The organism is Ruegeria sp. YKSE079 (assembly GCF_059612845.1).
Window position 1 is genome coordinate 36,405 of the sequence record NZ_JBXWRJ010000005.1, and the last position, 21,207, is coordinate 57,611.

Annotated in this window: 22 protein-coding genes, 1 tRNA gene and 2 pseudogenes; 7 read left to right on the forward strand and 18 right to left on the reverse strand. The window is 55.1% G+C overall.

Annotation, left to right across the window (positions count from 1 at the left end; translation table 11 throughout):
- Positions 1-34: 34 nt before the first annotated feature.
- The 16 genes and pseudogenes from AC2FMY_RS06020 to iscR all read right to left on the reverse strand — a co-directional run bounded on the left by AC2FMY_RS06020 (position 35) and on the right by iscR (position 13,802).
- On the reverse strand, positions 35-1,624 hold the full coding sequence (locus tag AC2FMY_RS06020) for an ABC transporter permease (RefSeq protein WP_480751330.1): 1,590 nt from the start codon (positions 1,622-1,624) through the stop codon (positions 35-37).
- Positions 1,617-2,654 (reverse strand): quaternary amine ABC transporter ATP-binding protein, encoded by a 1,038-nt coding sequence (locus tag AC2FMY_RS06025; RefSeq protein WP_480751328.1) that lies wholly within the window; start codon positions 2,652-2,654, stop codon positions 1,617-1,619. The genes AC2FMY_RS06020 and AC2FMY_RS06025 overlap by 8 nt, the downstream gene beginning before the upstream one ends.
- Positions 2,655-2,734: 80 nt before the next feature.
- The gene (locus AC2FMY_RS06030) at positions 2,735-3,694 is read right to left on the reverse strand and encodes an ABC transporter substrate-binding protein (protein WP_480751327.1); all 960 of its coding nucleotides are present in this window, start codon (positions 3,692-3,694) and stop codon (positions 2,735-2,737) included.
- 305 nt (positions 3,695-3,999) lie between these two features.
- A pseudogene (locus tag AC2FMY_RS06035) lies at positions 4,000-4,107 on the reverse strand (IS6 family transposase); the annotation flags it as partial.
- 66 nt (positions 4,108-4,173) lie between these two features.
- On the reverse strand, positions 4,174-4,314 hold the full coding sequence (locus AC2FMY_RS06040) for a hypothetical protein (RefSeq protein WP_480751326.1): 141 nt from the start codon (positions 4,312-4,314) through the stop codon (positions 4,174-4,176).
- Between the two features lie 68 nt (positions 4,315-4,382).
- Positions 4,383-5,140 (reverse strand): IS5 family transposase gene (locus AC2FMY_RS06045; RefSeq protein ID WP_496745133.1). Its coding sequence is split into 2 segments (ribosomal slippage): positions 4,383-4,825 and positions 4,825-5,140, totalling 759 coding nucleotides; the frame shifts between segments, so codons are not numbered across the junction.
- Between the two features lie 311 nt (positions 5,141-5,451).
- Positions 5,452-5,528: transfer RNA gene (locus AC2FMY_RS06050), tRNA-Arg, on the reverse strand.
- A 65-nt stretch (positions 5,529-5,593) separates the two neighbouring features.
- Positions 5,594-6,814 (reverse strand): cysteine desulfurase, encoded by a 1,221-nt coding sequence (locus tag AC2FMY_RS06055; protein WP_496807134.1) that lies wholly within the window; start codon positions 6,812-6,814, stop codon positions 5,594-5,596.
- The gene (locus AC2FMY_RS06060) at positions 6,807-7,400 is read right to left on the reverse strand and encodes a YIP1 family protein (protein ID WP_480750994.1); all 594 of its coding nucleotides are present in this window, start codon (positions 7,398-7,400) and stop codon (positions 6,807-6,809) included. Before AC2FMY_RS06060 ends, AC2FMY_RS06055 begins: the two co-directional genes overlap by 8 nt.
- Positions 7,397-7,882: a YIP1 family protein gene (locus tag AC2FMY_RS06065; RefSeq protein WP_496745115.1), complete on the reverse strand. Its 486-nt coding sequence runs from the start codon at positions 7,880-7,882 to the stop codon at positions 7,397-7,399. The genes AC2FMY_RS06060 and AC2FMY_RS06065 overlap by 4 nt, the downstream gene beginning before the upstream one ends.
- On the reverse strand, positions 7,882-9,162 hold the full coding sequence (gene sufD / locus AC2FMY_RS06070) for a Fe-S cluster assembly protein SufD (protein WP_496745113.1): 1,281 nt from the start codon (positions 9,160-9,162) through the stop codon (positions 7,882-7,884). The genes AC2FMY_RS06065 and sufD overlap by 1 nt, the downstream gene beginning before the upstream one ends.
- Positions 9,162-9,917, reverse strand: a complete 756-nt coding sequence (sufC, locus tag AC2FMY_RS06075; protein ID WP_496745112.1) for a Fe-S cluster assembly ATPase SufC — start codon at positions 9,915-9,917, stop codon at positions 9,162-9,164. Before sufC ends, sufD begins: the two co-directional genes overlap by 1 nt.
- Positions 9,918-9,976: 59 nt before the next feature.
- Entirely contained in the window at positions 9,977-10,582 is a 606-nt protein-coding gene (locus AC2FMY_RS06080) for a hypothetical protein (RefSeq protein ID WP_496745110.1), read from the reverse strand.
- 51 nt (positions 10,583-10,633) lie between these two features.
- Positions 10,634-12,154, reverse strand: coding sequence for a Fe-S cluster assembly protein SufB (sufB, locus tag AC2FMY_RS06085; RefSeq protein ID WP_480750986.1), 1,521 nt, complete (start codon positions 12,152-12,154; stop codon positions 10,634-10,636).
- 18 nt (positions 12,155-12,172) lie between these two features.
- On the reverse strand, positions 12,173-13,252 hold the full coding sequence (locus AC2FMY_RS06090) for a cysteine desulfurase family protein (protein WP_496807135.1): 1,080 nt from the start codon (positions 13,250-13,252) through the stop codon (positions 12,173-12,175).
- 91 nt (positions 13,253-13,343) lie between these two features.
- Positions 13,344-13,802, reverse strand: coding sequence for a Fe-S cluster assembly transcriptional regulator IscR (iscR, locus tag AC2FMY_RS06095; protein WP_480750984.1), 459 nt, complete (start codon positions 13,800-13,802; stop codon positions 13,344-13,346).
- A gap of 177 nt (positions 13,803-13,979) precedes the next feature.
- Between iscR and AC2FMY_RS06100 the strand changes: the two genes are divergently transcribed.
- From AC2FMY_RS06100 to AC2FMY_RS06130, 7 genes and pseudogenes are all read left to right on the forward strand, one after another.
- Positions 13,980-14,633: an alpha/beta hydrolase gene (locus AC2FMY_RS06100; RefSeq protein WP_480750982.1), complete on the forward strand. Its 654-nt coding sequence runs from the start codon at positions 13,980-13,982 to the stop codon at positions 14,631-14,633.
- Positions 14,633-14,878: a hypothetical protein gene (locus AC2FMY_RS06105; protein ID WP_480750980.1), complete on the forward strand. Its 246-nt coding sequence runs from the start codon at positions 14,633-14,635 to the stop codon at positions 14,876-14,878. The genes AC2FMY_RS06100 and AC2FMY_RS06105 overlap by 1 nt, the downstream gene beginning before the upstream one ends.
- Positions 14,875-15,342, forward strand: a pseudogene (locus tag AC2FMY_RS06110) (HD domain-containing protein); the annotation flags it as partial. The gene AC2FMY_RS06105 and the pseudogene AC2FMY_RS06110, both read left to right, overlap by 4 nt.
- Positions 15,343-15,417: 75 nt before the next feature.
- Positions 15,418-16,038, forward strand: coding sequence for an HD domain-containing protein (locus AC2FMY_RS06115; RefSeq protein WP_496745131.1), 621 nt, complete (start codon positions 15,418-15,420; stop codon positions 16,036-16,038).
- Between the two features lie 392 nt (positions 16,039-16,430).
- Complete coding sequence (locus AC2FMY_RS06120; RefSeq protein ID WP_496745105.1) at positions 16,431-16,766, forward strand: DMT family transporter; 336 nt, start codon at positions 16,431-16,433, stop codon at positions 16,764-16,766.
- Positions 16,767-16,842: 76 nt separating this feature from the next.
- Positions 16,843-18,660 carry a translational GTPase TypA gene (gene typA / locus AC2FMY_RS06125; RefSeq protein ID WP_496745104.1) on the forward strand — a complete coding sequence of 606 codons (1,818 nt, stop codon included), beginning with the start codon at positions 16,843-16,845 and terminating at the stop codon, positions 18,658-18,660.
- 281 nt (positions 18,661-18,941) lie between these two features.
- Positions 18,942-19,979 carry a hypothetical protein gene (locus AC2FMY_RS06130; RefSeq protein ID WP_496745102.1) on the forward strand — a complete coding sequence of 346 codons (1,038 nt, stop codon included), beginning with the start codon at positions 18,942-18,944 and terminating at the stop codon, positions 19,977-19,979.
- 66 nt (positions 19,980-20,045) lie between these two features.
- On the opposite strand, the gene AC2FMY_RS06135 is transcribed toward AC2FMY_RS06130, so the two are convergent.
- Positions 20,046-20,600, reverse strand: a complete 555-nt coding sequence (locus AC2FMY_RS06135; RefSeq protein WP_480750972.1) for a transglutaminase-like cysteine peptidase — start codon at positions 20,598-20,600, stop codon at positions 20,046-20,048.
- A 319-nt stretch (positions 20,601-20,919) separates the two neighbouring features.
- Entirely contained in the window at positions 20,920-21,207 is a 288-nt protein-coding gene (locus tag AC2FMY_RS06140; protein ID WP_480750971.1) for a DUF1330 domain-containing protein, read from the reverse strand.

Below are 21,207 nucleotides of genomic sequence, written 5' to 3' on the forward strand. Positions count from 1 at the left end.
GACCCCGAGATGTTCCCGAGGCCCTGCTGCTCTATCAGATTTTCTCATCTTCCCGTCTGAAGGCGCCCTGAACAATCCGGTCGATAACCATAGCACAGAACAGAATTGCGAAGCCGCCCAAAAGACCAGGCCCCTTGGCCGCGTATTGCAGTGCTTCGAGGATCTCTTTTCCAAGTCCTCCCCCCCCGATCAGCGAGATGATGACGACCATGGATAGGCACATGAGAATCGTCTGGTTCACGCCTGTCATGATCGAAGGCAGGGCCAGCGGGATTTCGACGTCCTTCAAGAGTTGCCATTTCGACGCCCCGAAAGCCACAGCTGCTTCCTTGATACTGTCTGGAACCCCACGCATACCCAATGCCGTCAGGCGGATCACAGGCGGCATGCCAAAAATGATCGTCGCCAAAATTCCTGGAGGATTGCCCGTACCAAAAAATGCGATGATCGGGATCAGATAGACGAAGGCCGGAAGGGTTTGCATCAGGTCCAAAACGGGTTCGGCCGCCGAATAGGCCCGTTTGGACTTGCCAAACCAGATCCCCAGCGGGATACCGAAAACGACACAGAGTATCACCGCCGCGCCTACAAGGGCCACGGTTTCCATCGCAACATCCCAGTAGCCCAAAAGTGCGATATAGGCCAGGGAAGAAGCTGTGAATATGGCCACTCTCGGTCCCGCAGCGCGCCATGCCGTCACGCAGATCACCAGCATGACCACCGGCCATGGTGAACCGATCAAGGCGACCGTCAGCGCATCCAGAACAGTGCGAACTCCACCTACGATGCCGTCAAAGACGTCTCCTCCAGCTGCAGCAGCGCCGTCGATGCGCGCCTCCATCCATGTGGCAAGGGTTGAAAACAGGGTCCCGCCGTCCTGACCGAGAAAGATGGCCGAAACCTCTTTTTCCGGAAACTCGTCAAGCATGGCGAAAGATGCGTTCACCGTGAATTTGTAGACGATCAGCGGAGCAATCGCCGCAATCAGTACGACGCCAAGTATGGTGTTCCGGGTTGAGCGCCCGCTTTCGGTGCCTTCAGGATCAATGCGCCACCGCGAATATTGTTTCTCATAAACCCTGTCCGCGTACAGCCCTTGCGTCAGTTTGAAGACCGCGAGCATCAATAGCCCGAAGATCAAGATGCCCAGTGCTTCGGATTGGGCTGCTTGCGCTTTCTCGAAACTGGCGTCCGCCGCCTTCTGGATATTTGCCGCCAACTTGGTAAACCGATCTATGTCGGCTTGCTCGGTTGCTTCTGCTGCCCGGCCTAGCAACTCGTCGGCACGAGCCTGTTGACGCGAGGCACGGCCGAGCAGATCTGCTCCTGGATTGCCCCAAGCACCCCGACCAATCTGCACCCAGGCGATGATCTCGAGTATGAGAAAGGTCCAGAACATTCCCCAGATAGCACGGCTTGCCGCCCAGAACGGACCCAAGACCGCCGCCCAAAGATTGAACGTATTGGGCAACAGGTTGACCGCATCGTGGATCTTGTGAAATGCACCGACATAGTAGTCACCATTGGTCTCTGCAAATTCGTGGATCGAACTGTCCAGCGCTTCACGGTCGACTTCGATGTCGGATGCTGCGGTGACTTTGATATCAGACGCCAGATCACTCATTTTTGCCCCCCTGAATTCCGCGCAGCAGACGAGGTTTTGTAACCAAGCCGACATCTGCTCCGGCGTCGGTAATGACGACAGGCATTTCCGTATTCACGGCTAAGTCAATCAGTTGGTCCAGGTCCGCACTTTCGTCGGCACGCGGTGCCCCATCAATCGATCCATTGTAGCTGTCCAAAGGTTCCATAATTGAATGGGCTTTGACGAGTTTGAGCTTGGATATTCCCTGCACAAATTCGCGAACATAGTCGTCTGCCGGGTTCATCACGATATCCTCTGGCGTACCGATCTGGACGATGACCCCATCCTTCATGATCGCAATGCGGTGGCCGATCCTGATGGCTTCATCAAGGTCATGGGTGATAAACAGGGTTGTTTTCTTGAGTTGCGCCACAAGTGCCTTGAACTGATCCTGCAACTGCAATCGGATCAACGGATCCAGGGCTGAGAACGGTTCGTCCATCAATAGTATTTCGGGATCCGACGCGAGCGCACGAGCAATGCCGACGCGCTGCTGCATTCCCCCTGACAACTCCTTGGGAAGCCGATCTTCGTAACCAGTCAGATCCACCAATCCCAGTGCGTGATCCGAAACGGCCCAGCGTTTGGACTTTGAAACCTTTCTGATTTCGAGCGGATAGGCAACATTGTCCCGAACTGACCGATGCGGCATCAGTGCCATGTGTTGGAAGACCATTCCGATCTGCTGCGCCCGAATACGGCGCAGTTCCGACTCCCCTATCTGCGAAACATCGCGGCCCAGGATCTCGATCTTGCCTGCAGTAGGCTCGATCAGGCGGTTGACATGCCGCACCAATGTAGACTTGCCTGACCCGGACAATCCCATGATGCAGAATATCTCGCCTCGTGAGACCTCGAACGTCGCTCCTTGTACGCCAACGACGCAGTTGAACCGATCAAGGACTTCGGGTTTGCCGATCCCTTCCTTCATGACTGCAGACATCGCTTCTTCGGCGCGGGCGCCAAAGATCTTCCAGACGTCTGTCAACTTGACGACCGTTTCGTTCATTTCCGCCCCTTATCATGCAAAGCAAGCCGCCAAGGCTGTGCCCTGGCGGCCTGTGTGGACTCATTGAGCGCCAGCGCGTTCTATTGCGCCATCCACCCAAGAACCTGGTCTTCGTGTTCGCTTACCCATTCTTCGGCGTATGCAAGGGGTTCTTTCTTGTCGATGACCAGCGCATAGGTCATTGCGGAAACTGTTTCCGTGTCCAACGCCATGTTCGCCAATAGGCTCGCCACCTCCGGGTATTCTTCTTCCAGTGACTTTGCGTAGTGCAGGTGCAGATACGCAGAATCCCAGGCCACGGCCGCCTCGGATTCCTCCAACCAGTCCGGGCTGTCGGTCGGCTGAACAACCTTCCATTTCGCAGCATCATAGGCAGGCTCTTCCAAAACCGTCATGTCATGCAGCGCAAAGACGTAGTGAGGCGTATAACAAAACCCGACCCACGGGTCGCCGGCCTTGATGGCATTATCCAGATTGGCATAGGCCACTGTTTCGTCGATTTCCACCAACTCCATGGTCTGGTCATACCCATACGACTTTGCCCGGATCTTTTCGACATTGGTCGAAGCCCAACCGGGAGCGCCAATCCAGATCTCGCCCTGACCGTCACCGTTGGAATCGAATATCGCTGCTACGTCTGGATTCGTCAGATCATCGATCGATGAAATCGCGTGTTTTTCGGCGGTTCCTTTGTCAACGCACATCCCCTGGAACGCTTCAACACCGTTCGGGTTCATCACAACCGTACCATTTCCCTTGACATAAGTGTCATGAAGATTTTGCTGGTTCGGCATCCACACCTCGGGGTGCACATGCATCGCACCGGAATCCATCGCTTCGAAAACAATCGGATTGGTCCCATTTTGAAGTTCAACTTCAAGACCCAGGTTTTGCTCAATCGCCACCTTGAGGATGTGCGCTGTTGCGTTCACCGAGGGCCAGTTTGGAACCCCAATGACAATGTCAGCTGCTATGACCGGCGTTGAAACAAGCGACATAACCGCGGCCACACTTGCCAGCAAACCTGTTCTTTTGTCCATTTGATTTCTCCATGTTGGTTTTCAAGACGTTGGGCATTTGGCAGTTTGCGCGCCCTCATCGATGATTTTTGTCCCAGCTCCAGTTTCTCGTCGCGTGGCATAAGCCTATTCAGCCAGGTTCTAAAAGTGAAACATGTGCAACCCAACCCCATCAAGCTTAGTGTTATTAAAATGGTTTCAATGCGATTTTACGAAAACAAAGATTCGAATTTACGAAATACTAGACATGTCATCGGAACAAGCGAAGCAAGCGGTGCTGGCGAACTAATGCTAACTAATCTCTACAAGGGCAGGACCACTGCCCCTTATTCGGCGCAGAGACTGCGCCAATTGGCAAGTGCGGCGGCGCGGTTGAGCTTGAGATTTGGTCTGGAGTTGAGGCTGCGCTCCAAATTGAACAGGTTGTAAACCGCGGGCGATTGTATACTTTGCAAATAACCTGAGCATACTCACCCTATCACGCCAAGGCATGTGTCCGCTCAGTCTTTGGCGGGCTTTTTCTCTTTCGGCTCCTCGCGCATCTTTTTCAATGCACGCTTGAACGTTTCTTCATCTCCATCCGCCTCGACTTCACGGGCGAGTTCCTTGAAGCGCTCAAGTTGAGATTTGTCCTTTTCCAAGCCTACAAGATAGTCGCAATCACTGGACAGAAAAAGGGGCGATCCGAAGATCGCCCAAGGGTCAGGACTCATAGCCAATAGATGACGGTTGCCGCTAGGGCGATGGCTGAAAGGAAGACCTTTGGGCATCTGTAGTAACGGGTTGCGACGCGCCGCCAATCCTTCAACCTGCCGAACATAATCTCGATCCGGTTGCGTCGCTTGTAGCGCCGCTTGTCGTATTTGACAGTTTTCTTGCGTTGCTTTCGACCCGGGATACAAGGACGTATCCCTTTGTCTTTCAACGCTTCTCTGAACCAATCGGCATCATAGCCTCTGTCGGCAAGTAGCCAATCGACCTTCGGCAGGCTGCTCAGCAACGCTCGGGCGCCAATGTAGTCACTGACTTGTCCGGCGGTGACGAACAGGTTGAGCGGCCGCCCCAGGCTGTCGCAGATGGCGTGCAGCTTCGTGTTCATCCCGCCCTTGGTGCGACCGATCAGACGGCCACGCCCCCCTTTTTGACGCCCGAACTGGACGCCGTACGGTGTGCTTTGAGATAGGTCGCATCAATCATCACGGTCTTCTCCTCGCCGTGATCGGCTGCCAGTCCCATCATCATCTTTGCGAAGATGCCCTTATCGCTCCAGCGCTTCCAACGGTTATAAAGCGTCTTGTGCGGACCGTATTCCTTGGGCGCATCGCGCCAGCGTAAGCCATTGCGATTGATGAAGATAATCCCGCTCAACACACGCCTATCATCGACGCGAGTTTTGCCGTGGGACTTGGGAAAGAAGGGCTGGAGACGCGCCATCTGGGCGTCGGTCAGCCAGAAAAGATCAGACATGTTCACCGCTCGTTTTCGAACCGTGAATCACGACACCCCTCTGAAATCAATGGGTCCAGACCCTAGGTTTGCCAATACTTCCCAAGCGCGCTCTTCTGAGTTGATTTCAATGCGCATTAAAATCCCTTTCCGTGAATTGCTTTGCAAGCAATCAGAATGAGCCGACGAGGTAAAGTGGAGAGTACCGGAGTGCGCACCAGATTTTGTGAATTGTGTTGCGGGAAACGTTACGGGATTGGTTTGAATCCCTTTGGTGGCTTCAATGCGAATCTTTATTTTATTTAATAAAATCTATACATTAAGTGAAAAAGTGGCGCACCTGAGAGGATTCGAACCTCTGGCCTCTGCCTTCGGAGGGCAGCGCTCTATCCAGCTGAGCTACAGGTGCCTGCGGTGTTAGCTAACCTTGTTCCAGCCCGTGTGCAATACCAAAATCCGCGAGTGGTTTGGAACTCAAGCGAACAAATCATGCGCGAGTTCCAGGGCCTCAATTAACGTATCGACCTCATCGCGAGTATTATACAGGCCGAAACTAGCGCGACATGTCGCCGTGACCCCAAGGTGATCCATCAGTGGTCCGGCACAATGGTGCCCTGCCCTTACGGCGACCCCTTTCTTGTCAAGGATCGTCGAAACATCATGAGCGTGTCCGGCCCCGTCAAGCGTGAAACTGAATATGGCAGCCTTGTCTGGCCGTGTGCCCTGAACCTGCAACCAATTCAAGCCGGCAAGACGTTGAAGGGCATAGTTCCGCAGGTCTGCTTCATGCGCTGCGATATTCTCCATCCCCAAGGCCATCATGTAATCCAGCGCGACCCCTAAACCGATCGTCTGCACGATTCCGGGTGTTCCAGCCTCGAACTTCATCGGCGGATCGTTATAGATCACTTGATCTTTGGAGACTTCCCTGATCATGTCGCCGCCGCCGATAAACGGGCGCATTTCGGCCATGCGATCGGACTTGATGAAAATTGCCCCCGATCCGGACGGCCCGTACAGCTTGTGACCAGTGATTGCATAAAAATCACAACCGATGTCCTGAACATCCACTGGCATGTGCACGGCACCTTGACTGCCATCAACGAGAACCGGAACACCCTTGGCGTGTGCGCCTTTTGTGATGGCTTTTACATCGACAACTGTACCCAACACGTTCGAACACTGGGTAATCGCAACCAGTTTCGTTTTTGGGCCGATCGCATCGATAACAGCTTGCGGGTCCAATCCACCATCGGCATCTACATCAACCCATTTCAGGACGACCCCCTGGCGTTCTCGCAGGAAATGCCAGGGCACAATATTCGCATGGTGCTCCATGACACTTAAGACAATTTCGTCACCGGGTTCCATACGCGGCATCGCCCAGCCATACGCGACCAGGTTGATCCCTTCGGTTGTCCCCGAATTCATTACGATCTCGTCTTCGTTTCCCGTGTTGAGAAAACGCGAGATCGTGCCGCGAACGGCTTCGTATTTCTCGGTGGCGAGATTGGATAGAAAGTGTAGCCCACGATGGACGTTGGAATACTCTTCGGCATAAGCGCGCGTCACCGCGTCGATCACAGCCTGAGGTTTCTGCGCGGATGCGCCATTGTCCAGATAGGTCAGCGGCTTGCCGTTCACTTTCCGTGATAGGATCGGGAAGTCAGCGCGGATCTTTTGAACGTCATACATAAGCAGGGGTACCCGTAATTGGCCCTCCGACGAGGGATAGAAGAAGTATAGCCAAAACGGCAATCGCCAGGATGGAAAGCACCAGAACGCCGGTTGCAACCGCCAGGGAGTTCAGCCGATGCGCCTGATCGATAAAATGGACGGTGATGTAAATGCCGACCAGAAAAGCCACGGCAGACAGCAAGGCCGACAGGATCGGGACGGTCAGCAGAAAAATCATTCCTGCGGCCTGAACCAAGACCTTGAGAAACTGCAACCAAACAAGCAAAACCATCACGTCACTAAACGTCCCGGTACCCCCCATCCGGATACCGATCTGGTGAAATGCCACAATGGTCACGATCAAACCGCCGCCAACTACGGCGGCATAAGGGATCACCGAGCCGACAAGCGCGGGAACCTCGACCCCCATGGATGATAGGATTAGATTCGATGTCGCCTGAAGGGCCGCGTTGAGCACGATTGCCAGTGCCAGAGCGAGCCACAGCACCTCGCGTCCCAAGTCAAGCGCCAACAATCTTCGGGCAGCCTCCGCCGGGTCCACGACCGTTTTCTTTGCCAGATCGCTCCAGAATCCCATGCTCATTCTGTTGTCCTCTCGGCTTGCACCAAACCAGACAACCAAAACATCATGAATACTACCAGCCAAACAATTCCAACAAAGTTCAAAGCAGCACCCTGTCCGATAAAGCCTGCAACAAGACCGTTGAGAAGTACGAGTGGCGTCGAGGCCAAAAGCGCCCAGAACAGAGCAAGTCGCGCGCCATAACCAGTGCCACCGCCCCCGAACAGTCGCGCAATCAGGTGTGACACCCAGGCCAATCCATAGAACAGCAACGGCAACAGAATGACTGAGCCCAGTAATGCCCCTCCCATAGTTGCGTTCAGGTCCAGCCCTTCCATGTGAGCTTTCCGGGCAAGCCCGGGCATTTGCGCGATAAATGCTACCGCGCAAAAGACCATCACAAATGCCAAGGCGCGATCCTCGCGCTGCCCCATAGCCAAGAGGCGACGCATGACGCGTCCAGGACCACGGTAGGTGGCGACTATGTCAGATGTGACCGGCATTAGCTGCGTCGAGCCAACCACGCTTCGAGACGTGCGACGATATCCCCAGCCAATGCCTTGTCTTCGATCTCGTCGACTGCCTCGGCTAGAAAGGCCAGCGTCAACATGTTGGTCGCTTCCTTGTGTGGAACGCCGCGAGACCGCAGATAGAACAATGCCGTTTCGTCGATCGCACCTGATGTCGAACCATGCGAACAGGCCACGTCATCGGCGTAAATTTCCAGCTCGGGTTTAGCAAGAAACTGGCTGTCCCCATCCAATAACAAAGACTGGCTGATCTGATAGCCATCTGTTTTCTGCGCACCTTCTTTAACCAGAATCTTGCCTTGAAACACCCCGGTCGCACCGTTGCGCAGGACTTTCTTGAACACCTGGCGGCTCTTGCAATTTACGGCGTCATGGGTGATGAATACAGTGTCGTCATGGTGGAAATCACCGTCGCCCACGCATGCGCCGGAAATATGCGCGACAGCATCGTCACCGGTCAGCTCAATAACCTGTTCATTGCGGGTCAGCACACCATTTACGGTCAGTGTAAACGACTTGTAGATAGAACCTTCGCCTAGGCGGGTGAAAATATGTGTCACCGCCCGGCGTTCATGATCGCGCCCCTGCGCCCGAACGTGATGCAGCGTGCCACCGTCCGCGATGTCGATCTCCATACATTTGTTGAATCGCGAAGCCGCTGGCCCGTTTTCCAGAATGGTTGCTTCCGCTCCAGATTCCACCCGGATCACATGATGCAGAATCACATCGGAAGCCTCTGAATTATGGGTGTAAATCAAGCTGATGGGCTTGGATGGCTTGCCAATGACGTGAATGGCAACTCCGTCGGCCGCAAAAGCGGTATTGAGCGCTGCCAGAGGACGCTGAACGGGTGACTGCCCGCGCGCTTCAAGTACGCCATATAGCTCCTTGGCCCAATGGATGTCCTTGCAACAGATGTCTTTCAGCCGCTCGATCCGGACCCCTTCAAGTTCCAGATTATCCGAGGCCTCTGGGTCGAATACGCCATCGACAAAAACAATCTTTAGACGTTCGAACCCGTCGAACATCATTGCTTCGTCCGAGACGAAAACTGCAGCTTTCGGGGCGTCGGTTTGAATCAAAGTATCAGGACGTGTGTATTTCCAATACTCGTCCCGTCGGCTTGGAAGACCCATTTCGTGCACACGGGACAACGCATCTACCCGCGCTTCCTGTGTGCACCCCGCTTCGGGAAGGCTCATAGAGGCCAAGCGAGCCACGGTGACGGAATGTTTAACTTCGGGCAACGCCATCAGTTCACCTCGGCCAGGATGTCGGCATATCCGTTATTTTCGACTTCAAGTGCCAGCTCCGGACCGCCGGTCTTGACAATGCGACCATCGGCCATGATGTGCACAACATCGGGTTTAATGTGATCTAAAAGGCGCTGATAGTGAGTGATGACAAGGAACCCTCGCCCCTCATCCCGCAGCGCATTCACACCTTCGGCTACCAATTTCATCGCGTCCACGTCCAGACCGGAGTCGGTTTCGTCCAGAATGCACATGCGTGGCTCAAGCATGGCCATTTGAAGGATTTCGTTGCGCTTCTTCTCACCGCCCGAAAAGCCCACATTAACCGGACGCTTAAGCATATCGGCGTCGATCTTGAGCGTCTTGGCCTTGGCGCGTACCACCTTGAGGAATTCGGCGGCGGATAGTTCCTCTTCGCCCCGCGCCTTGCGTTGCGCGTTAACAGCCGTGCGCAGGAACGTCATGTTACCAACGCCGGGAATTTCGACCGGGTACTGAAAGGCCAGGAACAGACCCAACGCAGCGCGTTCTTCGGGATCAAGTTCCAAAAGGTCCTCGCTACCCAACGTTGCCGACCCTTCGGTTACTTCATATCCATCGCGCCCCGACAAAACATAGCTGAGTGTAGACTTACCCGACCCATTCGGCCCCATAATCGCGTGAACCTTGCCAGCTTCGACAGTCAGGTCGACGCCTTTGAGGATTTGCTTATCCTCTTCTTCAAGTTTCACGTGCAGGTTTTTGATTTCAAGCATGTTTTCCTCGTTCTCGTCTCGAGCCCGCACTCAAGGGGCGTGTGATTTTCGTTCTGTCTTCAAGCTTTGGTCATGAAATGAAAGATTTTCTTCAACCGGTTTGCCGGGATCGGCGTCGGATTGACTTCAAATACACCAAGCCTGCCGATGACCTCCGGCTCGCCAAGGAACTCCTCGACCTGTCGGTGCCATTTTCGGTTCGCGTAATCATCAAAGATCAGGGTAACGGGCCGTTCGATGTTGAACGCCGTTGCCAAGGCGCAGCCAATGCGAAACCGGCCGTCGACGAACACGACGTCGGGGTGACGAAAGCCTGGACGGGTCCAAACATCCAGCGCATAACCGGGAAACCGTCTCCAAGCCTCATCCGTCACGGGATGCCCCCAATCGCCCGTCGGCCCGATATCCGACCAGATGATTTGCACGGTGCTTCCCAATGCGGGTGGGTTTTGATCAATCCAGTCCTGCACGGTCCGCGCCCATTCCCGGTCACTTTCAACCGACGTGATATGGGTGCCGGGAAGCTCCGATGCCATAACCGTGGACCCGCCGGCACCGTATTCAAGGATGACATCCGCTTCGCCATAGGCCAACCGCAACGCATCCGCCTCGTCCCGAGGCAGGATGAGCTGCGGGCGTTCTGATTGAAGCGGCTGAAGTGTCACGCATCCATTCCTTGATCTAGCGAGCGGCGCCGTCGGGATCGAAGACTTCGTTTAACCCACCGACCCTTCCAAAGAAATCGCGACAAGCTGCTGCGCTTCCATGGCAAACTCCATCGGCAATGCCTGCAGGACGTCCTTGCAGAAACCGTTCACAACCAGTGCAACGGCTGCTTCCTCGTCCATGCCGCGCTGGCGGCAATAGAACAACTGGTCGTCGTCCACCTTGGATGTGGTCGCCTCGTGCTCGCAGCGTGAGGAATTGTTACGAACTTCGATATAGGGAACCGTGTGCGCGCCGCACTTGCCCCCAATCAGCAAACTGTCGCACTGCGTGTAGTTCCGGCTGTTCTTTGCCTTGGGATGCATCGAAACAAGCCCGCGATAGGTGTTCTGGGCATGACCCGCGCTAATACCCTTGGAGACGATGCGCGATTTGGTATTCTTGCCGAGATGCACCATCTTGGTTCCGGTATCGGCCTGCTGATAGTTATTCGTGATCGCGATCGAATAGAATTCACCCTGGCTGTCATCGCCGCGAAGGATACAAGATGGGTATTTCCACGTCACGGCACTGCCGGTTTCCACCTGCGTCCACATCACCTTGGAGCGATCGCCCCGACAATCCGCGCGCTTTGTCACGAAGTTGTAGATGCCGCCCTTGCCATTCTCGTCGCCCGGATACCAGTTTTGAACGGTCGAGTATTTTACTTCGGCGTCCTCTTCCACAATGATCTCTACAACTGCAGCATGCAGTTGTGCGGTGTCACGCTGAGGAGCAGTGCAGCCTTCCAGATAGGACACGTAAGAGCCCTTGTCCGCGATGATCAGCGTGCGCTCGAACTGGCCGGTGTTTTCTGCGTTGATACGGAAATAGGTGCTCAGTTCCATAGGGCACCGGACGCCTGGCGGCACATAGACGAACGAGCCGTCCGAGAACACGGCTGAATTCAGCGTCGCATAGAAATTGTCTGATACCGGCACAACCGAGCCAAGGTATTTCTTCACCAATTCAGGATGTTCACGGATCGCCTCGGAAATCGAGCAAAAGATCACTCCATGCTTTTTTAGTTCATCCTGAAAAGTGGTACCCACGGAAACCGAGTCGAAAACGGCATCCACCGCAACCTTGCGGCCTTCGGCCGGCGCATTTTCGGCCCCTTCAATACCCGCAAGAATCATTTGTTCTTTCAAAGGAATTCCAAGTTTTTCGTATGTGGCCAGCAGCTTGGGATCAACGTCATCCAGCGATTTGGGCTTTACTTCCATCGACTTAGGGCGGGCATAGTAATACTGGTCCTGAAAATCAATTTCAGGATATTTGACCATGGCCCAGGTTGGTTCTTCCAGTTTGGACCAGCGTTCAAACGCAGCCAGGCGCCAGTCGGTCATCCAATCCGGCTCGTCATTCTTGCTTGAAATCAGACGCACGATATCTGGATTTACACCCTTGGGTGCGTATTCCATCTCGATCTCGGTTTCCCAACCGTACTTGTAGGTTCCGACCTCGCGCACCGCATCTACGGTTTCCTGGTCGACACCATCTTTGACCTGCGTCTGGTCCAAAGCCGCCATGGCCCTCTCCTTGTCTGTTCACACCGCGCGGGTGCGATATTTCTTGTGCAGCTTCAGCCAGGTTTCGGCAAAGCGCATTATTTCATCTTCAGTCGTTTGCGGGCCCAGGGACACCCGAATGGCACTTGCCGATTCGACCTCGCTGTATCCCAACGCCGCCAAAACCCGACTGGTCTTGACCTTGCCACTGGAACACGCCGAGCCCGCCGAAATGGCAAAGCCGGCCAAGTCCAATGCCATCACTTGCGTTTCCCCTTTCCAGCCGGGGGTAACTATACAGGATGTGTTGGGCAAGCGCCGCTCATCTTTCCCGACAAAAATAGTCTCTTTTGCCGATTCCACAAGGCAAGTTTCTAGAATGTTTCTAAGTTTTTCGACTTGCCCCCATGTTCCATCGGCAAGTTCCCTGACAGCGGTTTCTATTGCGGCACCGAAACCGGCAATTCCAATGACATTTTCTGTCCCCGAACGTCGCCCCATCTCCTGACCTCCGCCCGTCAAGATCGGTTCGATATCCAGGCCTTGCCGCAGGATCAACGCCCCTACTCCCTTAGGCCCGCCAATCTTGTGCGCCGATAGGATAGCCATATCGGCGCCACTCCAAGCAAAGGAAAACGGAATTCGCCCAACCGCTTGCGTGATATCCAGCAACAGCCAATCGGCGCGACGCGCTCCATAAGGCCATTGCCCTTCGACCTTTGGAAGCGGATCGGTAATGATTCCCGTCTCGGAATTCGCCAACCCCATGGCCAATGTATGTCCGGGGCCGAAAGGCCGCTCCTGAACGTTGGACAGGTCAAAGTGCGACCAAAGAGCATCATGAGCGGTGCTGTCTACAAAAACGTCACACTCCGGCGGACGTTGGGCCAAAACTTGCGCTGCTTCGGTCGCCCCGGAAGTGAAAACCACCTCTTGCGGCCGACACCCGACCGCCTCGGCAACCTGCACCCGCGCCTTTTCAACCAATGCTTTCGCAGCGCGACCTTCCGCATGGACAGAAGAAGGGTTGCCACACACGTCCATCGCCGAAACCATTGCCTCGCGCGCTTCTGGGCGAAGCGGCGTTGTGGCGTTGTGGTCGAGATAAACACGTTTCATGGATGCATCTTTTCTAGCAGCAGATAGGATGTCGGGCGCGGATAGCCAAAGTCAATGCGGCGGGAATTGACCAAAGTCACGCCACTGCCAGTTAGTCATCGACAACCGAAAACAGGCTCGGAACCGCGGGACAAGGGGCAAGTTCGTTTTCGATGACGTCGGACAACCGCGTCTGGTGCAGAAAGACATAGACATGCGCGCTCAGGCTCTCCCACAGGCGGTTCGTCAGCGATTGTGCCCGACTACCAGAAGACGCACCGGATGCGCCTGCCCCTTTGTGCATTGCGTCGACGGTTTCGTCGACGGCAGCCAGGACTTCGACGATCCGGATTTTCGATGCAGGACGCGCCAACCTGTATCCCCCACCCGGACCGCGAACGGAGGCGACAAGATCGGCGCGGCGAAGTTTGACGAACAACTGTTCGAGGTAAGGCAGGGAAATGTCCTGGCGGTCAGAAATCTCACCCAGCGTAACAAGTGCATCTGCCGGCTGAAGTGCAATATCCGCGAGCGCCACCATCGCGTAACGACCCTTGGTCGACAGTTTCATTTGCTTTCCTCTCAGCCTGACATGCGCGAAATCATTGACCTTCTCGCGGCCAGTGCGTATCTCCCACTGACAGCGTCGCAATGCAACGCCCGACAATTAGAACCGCTCTAAGGTGCCCGACGAATACCGTCAAGAATATCCCGGCGCCGCATGAAAACAGACAGGACAAAAGCACACATGCCCGAGGTGATTTTTCCCGGACCCGAAGGCCGCCTGGAAGGCCGTTACCACCCGCAAAAGGAAAAAGACGCACCGATTGCCATCGTGCTGCATCCACATCCGCAATTTGGCGGAACCATGAACAACAAGGTTGTCTACAACCTGCACTATGCCTTTTACAATATGGGGTTCACCGTTCTGCGCTTCAATTTCCGGGGCGTTGGCCGCAGCCAGGGCGAATATGATCAAGGTATCGGAGAATTGAGCGACGCGGCGTCGGCGCTGGACTATCTTCAGTCCATGAACAACAATTCGAAACATTGCTGGGTCGCCGGATTCTCTTTCGGCGCGTGGATCGGCATGCAACTCCTGATGCGCCGCCCGGAAATTACCGGCTTCATCAGCGTCTCACCGCCCGCGAACATGTATGATTTCTCGTTCCTGGCCCCCTGCCCGTCTTCCGGATTGATCATCAACGGCACGTCGGACCGCGTGGCGCCTCCCGCAGATACGACTTCCCTGGTGAACAAACTGCATGAGCAAAAAGGGATCACCATCACCCATACCGAAGTCGAGGGTGCCGATCACTTTTTCCAGGATCAGCATATGGACACGTTGATCACCGACGTGTCCGACTACGTAAAACGCCGCCTGACGGAAAATACCCGCTGATGTCTTCGAGCGTTGAAACGCTGGCCGCAAAACTGGCCGAGGATACGATGAAAGTGATGGATGAAACCAATGAGGACCGCCTGTTCATGGAGGTCAGCGCGGTATTGGGGGCGGCTTCCCAAACTCTCGAAGAGGCGTTTCTAACCGAAATTCGCGTACGCATGGCTGAACGTAAGGCACGGCAATTTCTGATCGGCAAACTGTCGAAGTTCAGAGACAAGGCGCAAGCCAAGGAAAAGCAATGACCGAACGCCTGTCCGCGCAGATCGACTTTCTAAAAGCAGCGGACAGGTTGAAAACGGTCGAACGCGCGAATGCTCTCCTTGATCTGTCTCGTCCCGAAAACTCTGCCGAGCATAGTTGGCACCTTGCCTTGTGGGCCTTGGTCTTTTCCCCAATTGCAGAACCCGGGGTGTCCATAGACAGGGTCATCAGGATGTTGCTTTTGCATGATCTTGTGGAAGTTGAAGTTGGCGATCATCCCATTCATTTGGAAACAGATTGGGAGTCTGTGGCAATCAAGGAACGCGCGGCAGCCGAATCTTTGTTTGGTTTGCTTCCTATGGATCAAAAAGCGGTGTTCTTGTCGCTCTGGAACGAATTCGAGGCAGACGAAACGCTTGACGCCCGCTTCGCTAAACGCTTGGACAGGTGCCAGCCGCTGTTTCAGGTTCTTTGCGCTCCGGTCCCGCGGCCCGACCACATGGGGATCGTACGGGAGAATCTGAACGGCGGGCGAGCGGCCTATCTGCGTCACGAGTTTCCCGAAGCCTACCGGCACGCAATGGATTTGCTGAACGGTTCACAGCCCGATCACTCCTCTTCTTTTTCCAGCCGTCTGCCCTTTCTCTTGGACGCTGATCAATTGAAATCGGTCAACAGGGCGTCCAGGCTCTTGGACAACTCCCGTTGCGAAAATTCTGCGGAACACTCGTGGCACATCATGCTCTACGCATGGGTGCTGGCAGAATATGCCCACCCCGAAGTTAGGATTGATCGGGTTCTGCGCATGCTATTGCTGCACGACATTGTCGAAATCGATGCCGGAGACCACCCTATTCACGGTCAGGTTGATCATGCGGCCCAAGCCGAAAAAGAAATGGCCGCGGCCGCACGTCTGTTTGGCCTCCTGCCTTCTGCGCAAAAAGAGGAATTTACCGATCTCTGGCTTGAATTCGAAAACGCCGAAACACAGGACGCGTTGTTCGGCAAAGCGGTTGACCGAATTCAAACCCCTATTGCAAACCTTCAAAACGGCGGCGGCACGTGGATCGAATATCAGGTCAGTTTTGATCAACTAGAATCCCGGGTCGGATATCCGGTAAAGCGCGGTGCGCCGGAATTGTGGCAATGGCTGCAACCTCAGCTGAAACTGTTCTTCGATGTGATCGAACCCGTGAACTAAAATCCGTTCTGGGTTCTTTCACAAGTGGAAAAGGGGCCTCTCAGCCCCTTTTCCTGACCTCGATAGCGCTGTCTATACCGGCACACTAGCCACTCGCTCAACATTTCTGGCTGCATCTATGTCGACGGACCCCCCGTCTGCAAGCCACCCAAGCGCCACTATTACGGCCGAAATCAAAATGATCTTTTTTGCAAAAGCAGTCATTGAAAACTCATCAACATTTGAACTCACCAATAACCCGTCAGATACACCTTGCCGGCATTCGCCGCTAGTCCGGTTTCCCTGACCCCGCGTTAACCTAGGGTGCGTGCCAGCACCTTCGATTTCTCTTGCGGCGGAAACCTTCATTGTGTTCAACGTCTGACCAACGTGACGAGAACGGTTTCGTTTAGATGCCCAAAGCTTACCTGATCCTCCTTCTGGCCGTGATGGCCGAAACAATCGGCACGACGGCCCTGCAAGCCAGTCAGCAGTTCACGCGCCTGTGGCCTTCTGTTCTGGTCGTTGTCGGCTATGGGATCGCTTTCTATTTGCTGGCGCTGACTCTCAAGGTGATGCCAGTGGGAATCGTTTATGCTATCTGGTCTGGCTTGGGAATCGTTCTCATTGCTCTGATCGGCTTCGTTGCATTTGGACAAAAACTCGATTGGCCCGCCCTTGCTGGACTAAGCCTGATCATCATCGGAATATTGGTGATTCATCTTTTTTCGCAGTCCACAAGCCAATGACGGCGCGTTTGGGCTGGTATCTTGTGTCCTGCCGCGCTATGCGCGCGGCAACTTTCCGTTCAAAGGCTGACCTCTCATGGACCTTCGCAATATCGCGATCATTGCTCACGTTGACCATGGCAAGACGACTCTTGTCGACGAGCTGCTCAAACAATCCGGCGCATTCCGGGAGAATCAGGCCGTGGCCGAACGCGCCATGGACAGCAACGATCTGGAGCGCGAGCGCGGTATCACTATCCTCGCCAAGGCGACCTCGGTCGAATGGAAGGGCACCCGGATCAATATCGTTGACACCCCTGGCCACGCCGATTTCGGCGGCGAAGTGGAGCGTATCCTCAGCATGGTCGATGGCGTTGTGCTGTTGGTCGACGCTGCCGAAGGCCCAATGCCGCAGACCAAGTTCGTGACGTCCAAGGCGCTTGCGCTCGGGCTGCGCCCGATCGTCGTTCTGAACAAAGTCGACAAACCCGATGCCGAACCTGACCGCGCGCTTGACGAATGTTTCGATCTGTTTGCGAATCTTGGCGCGGACGACGACCAGCTTGATTTTCCGGCCATGTATGCCTCTGGCCGATCTGGCTGGGCAGATGTGGAACTGGACGGGCCGCGCAAGGATTTGTCGGCGCTGTTCGATCTGATCATCCACCACGTTCCCTCTCCGAAACAGGCGGCGCACAAGGGCGAGCCGTTCCGCATGCTGGCAACCACTTTGGGCAACGATCCCTTCATCGGGCGCATTCTGACGGGTCGTGTCGAAAGCGGTACACTCAAGGCCGGTGAAACCCTGAAGGCGCTGAGCCGCAATGGTGCGCTCATTGAGAACTTCCGTGCCTCCAAGATCCTCGCCTTTCGCGGCCTCAGCCAACAACCGATCAATGTAGCCGAAGCTGGTGACATTGTCACAATTGCGGGCATGAGCAAGGCGACCGTCGCCGACTCTCTGGTCTCGCCACAAGTGACCGAGGCACTTCCGGCCCAGCCCATCGATCCGCCGACAATCTCGGTAACGTTTGGCATTAACGACTCTCCGCTGGCGGGACGGGACGGCAAGAAGGTTCAGTCCCGTGTGATCCGCGACCGCCTGATGAAAGAGGCTGAATCCAACGTCGCAATTCAAGTTTCCGACACCCACGGCGGTGAAGCCTTCGAAGTAGCCGGTCGTGGCGAATTGCAGATGGGCGTACTGATCGAAAACATGCGTCGAGAAGGATTCGAACTCAGCATTTCCCGCCCGCAGGTCCTGTTTCGTCATGAAGATGGCCAGAGACTGGAACCGATCGAAGAAGTCACCATTGATGTCGATGATGAATACTCGGGTGCCGTAATCGAGAAGGTGACAGGCACCCGCAAAGGCGAACTGGTCGAGATGCGCCCGGCGGGCGTTGGCAAAACGCGCATCATCGCGCATGTTCCATCACGCGGATTGATCGGATACCACGGCGAGTTTCTTACCGACACACGCGGCACGGGCGTTCTAAATAGGGTCTTCCACGGCTGGACCCCTCACAAGGGTCCGATTCCGGGTCGGCGCGCAGGCGTTCTGATCTCAATGGAAAATGGTCAGGCGGTGGCCTATGCACTTTGGAACCTCGAAGAACGCGGACGCATGTTTCTTGGCCCCCAGGCGGATGTCTATCAAGGCATGATCATCGGAGAGCATTCCCGCGACAACGATCTTGAGGTTAACCCACTCAAGGGCAAGAAGCTGACCAACGTCCGGGCGTCTGGCTCAGATGACGCCGTACGACTGACGCCCCATATTCAGTTTTCGCTCGAAGAAGCCATTGCCTATGTCGACGACGACGAGCTGGTCGAGGTCACGCCCAATGCCATTCGCCTGAGAAAACGCTTCCTTGATCCGCATGAACGAAAAAGGATGGCCAAATCAGCCTGAATGCTAAAAAAATCAAGCTGACTTCAATCAACAATCCACTCAAAATCTTCTGATTTCATTCAATTAGAAGACAACTCACACCAAAGGCCCTCGAGATCTACGCGTCTCGCAGGGCCCATTTTTGTTGGAAAAATTGAAAGCCTCACACGATCGTTAAGAATTTTCAACCTTGCCTTTGGGGCAACTTTATGGCGAAAGCTAGATTATGTTTTGGCCTCTTTGAGGCGATCATGTGCCCGATGGAAGGGACTTGATTTTGGACAGAGTGATTGGAGTACAAAATGAAAACACGGGCACGTCTTATTCCACTGATCTTGGCGACATCGTCAATTTCAGCGATTGCTTCGACCAGCTTCGCAGCCGGCGAACGATGCACACTGAATACCGCGAAGAACTCGGTATCCACCGAAACGCTGTGTTCGTGTGGTGTCGTCGAGGCGCGGATGCTCCGTTACCTTCAAAAGCGGTCTGATTTTGAAGACATACTTGCCCGTACCACTAACGCCTGCCCAAGTTTCGCTGCTGTGCTAGTCGACTTCCCAACAGCGTCGGTAGGAAATTCCCTTGAAGGTGGTGACGGCGACGGATCATCAATGTTCGGAGGCGGAGGCACCCCATCTGGTGGCGATACCAGCGGCACACCTGGCGGAAACACGGGCGGAAACCCCGGTGGTGACACTGGAGGCAACCCTGGTGGTGACACCGGCGGCAACCCCGGTGGTGACACTGGCGGCAACCCCGGTGGTGACACCGGCGGCAATCCCGGTGGTGACACCGGCGGCAACCCCGGTGGTGACACCGGCGGCGATCCCAGTGGTGACACCGGCGGTAACCCTGGTGGTGACACTGGTGGCGACACCGGCGGTGACACTGGTGGCGATACCGGCGGTGACACTGGTGGCGATACCGGCGGTGACACTGGTGGCGATACCGGCGGTGATACTGGTGGCGATACTGGTGGCGATACCGGCGGTGACACTGGTGGCGATACCGGCGGTGATACTGGTGGCGATACTGGTGGCGATACCGGCGGTGATACTGGTGGCGATACCGGCGGTGACACTGGTGGCGATACCGGTGGTGACACTGGTGGCGATACCGGCGGTGACACTGGCGGAGGCAAAGGAAACAACGGCGGCGGCAATGGCAGCGAAGGGTCTAGCCCCGGTCAAGGTCACGGAGCCAATGACGACGAATCTGGCGACGGCAGTGGCAACGGCAACGGCAACGGAAATGGGAACGGCAACGGAAATGGGAACGCTGGCGGTAACGGAAACGGAAATGCCGGCGGCAATGGAAATGGTGGCTCGAAACGCTGATCGCCACCGGCCTCATATATTCCAATTACAAACCGAACTCGAAAAAGCGCGCCAAGGCGCGCTTTTTTATCCGCTGTTGTTTATTGCCACCCATTTCTGTGGTTGCCTTGGGTCCTGCATTCGCAGGAACACATATCCAGTTTGGCGCCAGGGTTTGATCCGGTTCGTCAGGTTATCCAATACCAAATCCCCGCTCACTGACCGATAAACCAGCACAGCGTGTGAATTTCGGCGCGTGTCCAGCACCGTTGCAAGAAGAAGCTTCCTTGGATCAAGACCCAATCGGATTAGTTCATGCTTTTTCAAAAGGGCAAAGTCCTCACAATCGCCTCCCCTGGACGTCGGAAGAGCCCATTCTTCAGCCTTGCGATACTGTGTCTGGTCTTCAATCGTGCGCGTCGTTCGATTAACGCGGCTGTTTACGTCACTTACCAGTCTCAACTCTTGCCCGTTCGGCACAGTTGCATTTGCGACGGTCGCGCAGGCCCACGAGTAGGTTTCACACAAGTCTTTTGCTCCCGACGGAGCGGGAAACGAAACGGATACGTTGAGATAGGTATTCTCCAAGGCGATGGCACCAGTCCCAGTGGTGATACCAACAACCGTAAGAAGAGCTCCCATTGCGGTCTGCTGAAGGCGGCGGAACGAAAAGATGATGGGTTTTCGACCACATGGCAGCATGGCGACACCTCGGATTAAGTCAGAACGGTGTAGTCGCAACAGCTCTATCCAAGGGTTTTAGCAATGCATGTGGCGCCCTTGGACAGTGTCGATACGACTGCCCCTAGTGCTGAACCCGAAAAAAGGCGGAAATCCGAAACGGAATGTGGCTGATATGGGGTGATTTCTGGACAGGCAGAAACCCGCCGGTCCTAGTCCGAAAACAAAAAAACCCGGCGTACGGCCGGGCTTTTCTCAGGAAAATTGATTGCTTCCTTTGTTACTCGGTCGTCTCGACAACCAGCAACTCACGCTCGGATGCATCCCGCGCGTGGCTCAACGCCTGTTGGTACTCTGTCGAGTTGTAACACTCCACAGCAGCCTCAAGCGACGGAAAGGTCGCCACAACATTCCGTGGTCTTTCCTTTCCTTCCAGTTGTACATATCGGCTGCCGCGGGCAATGAACTTGCCACCATGCTTGGCGATCGCAGGACCCGCAAGTTCCGCGTATTTGCCGTAGGCTTCGGTGTCTGTCACCGTGACATGCGCAATCCAGAGAGCTCCCAT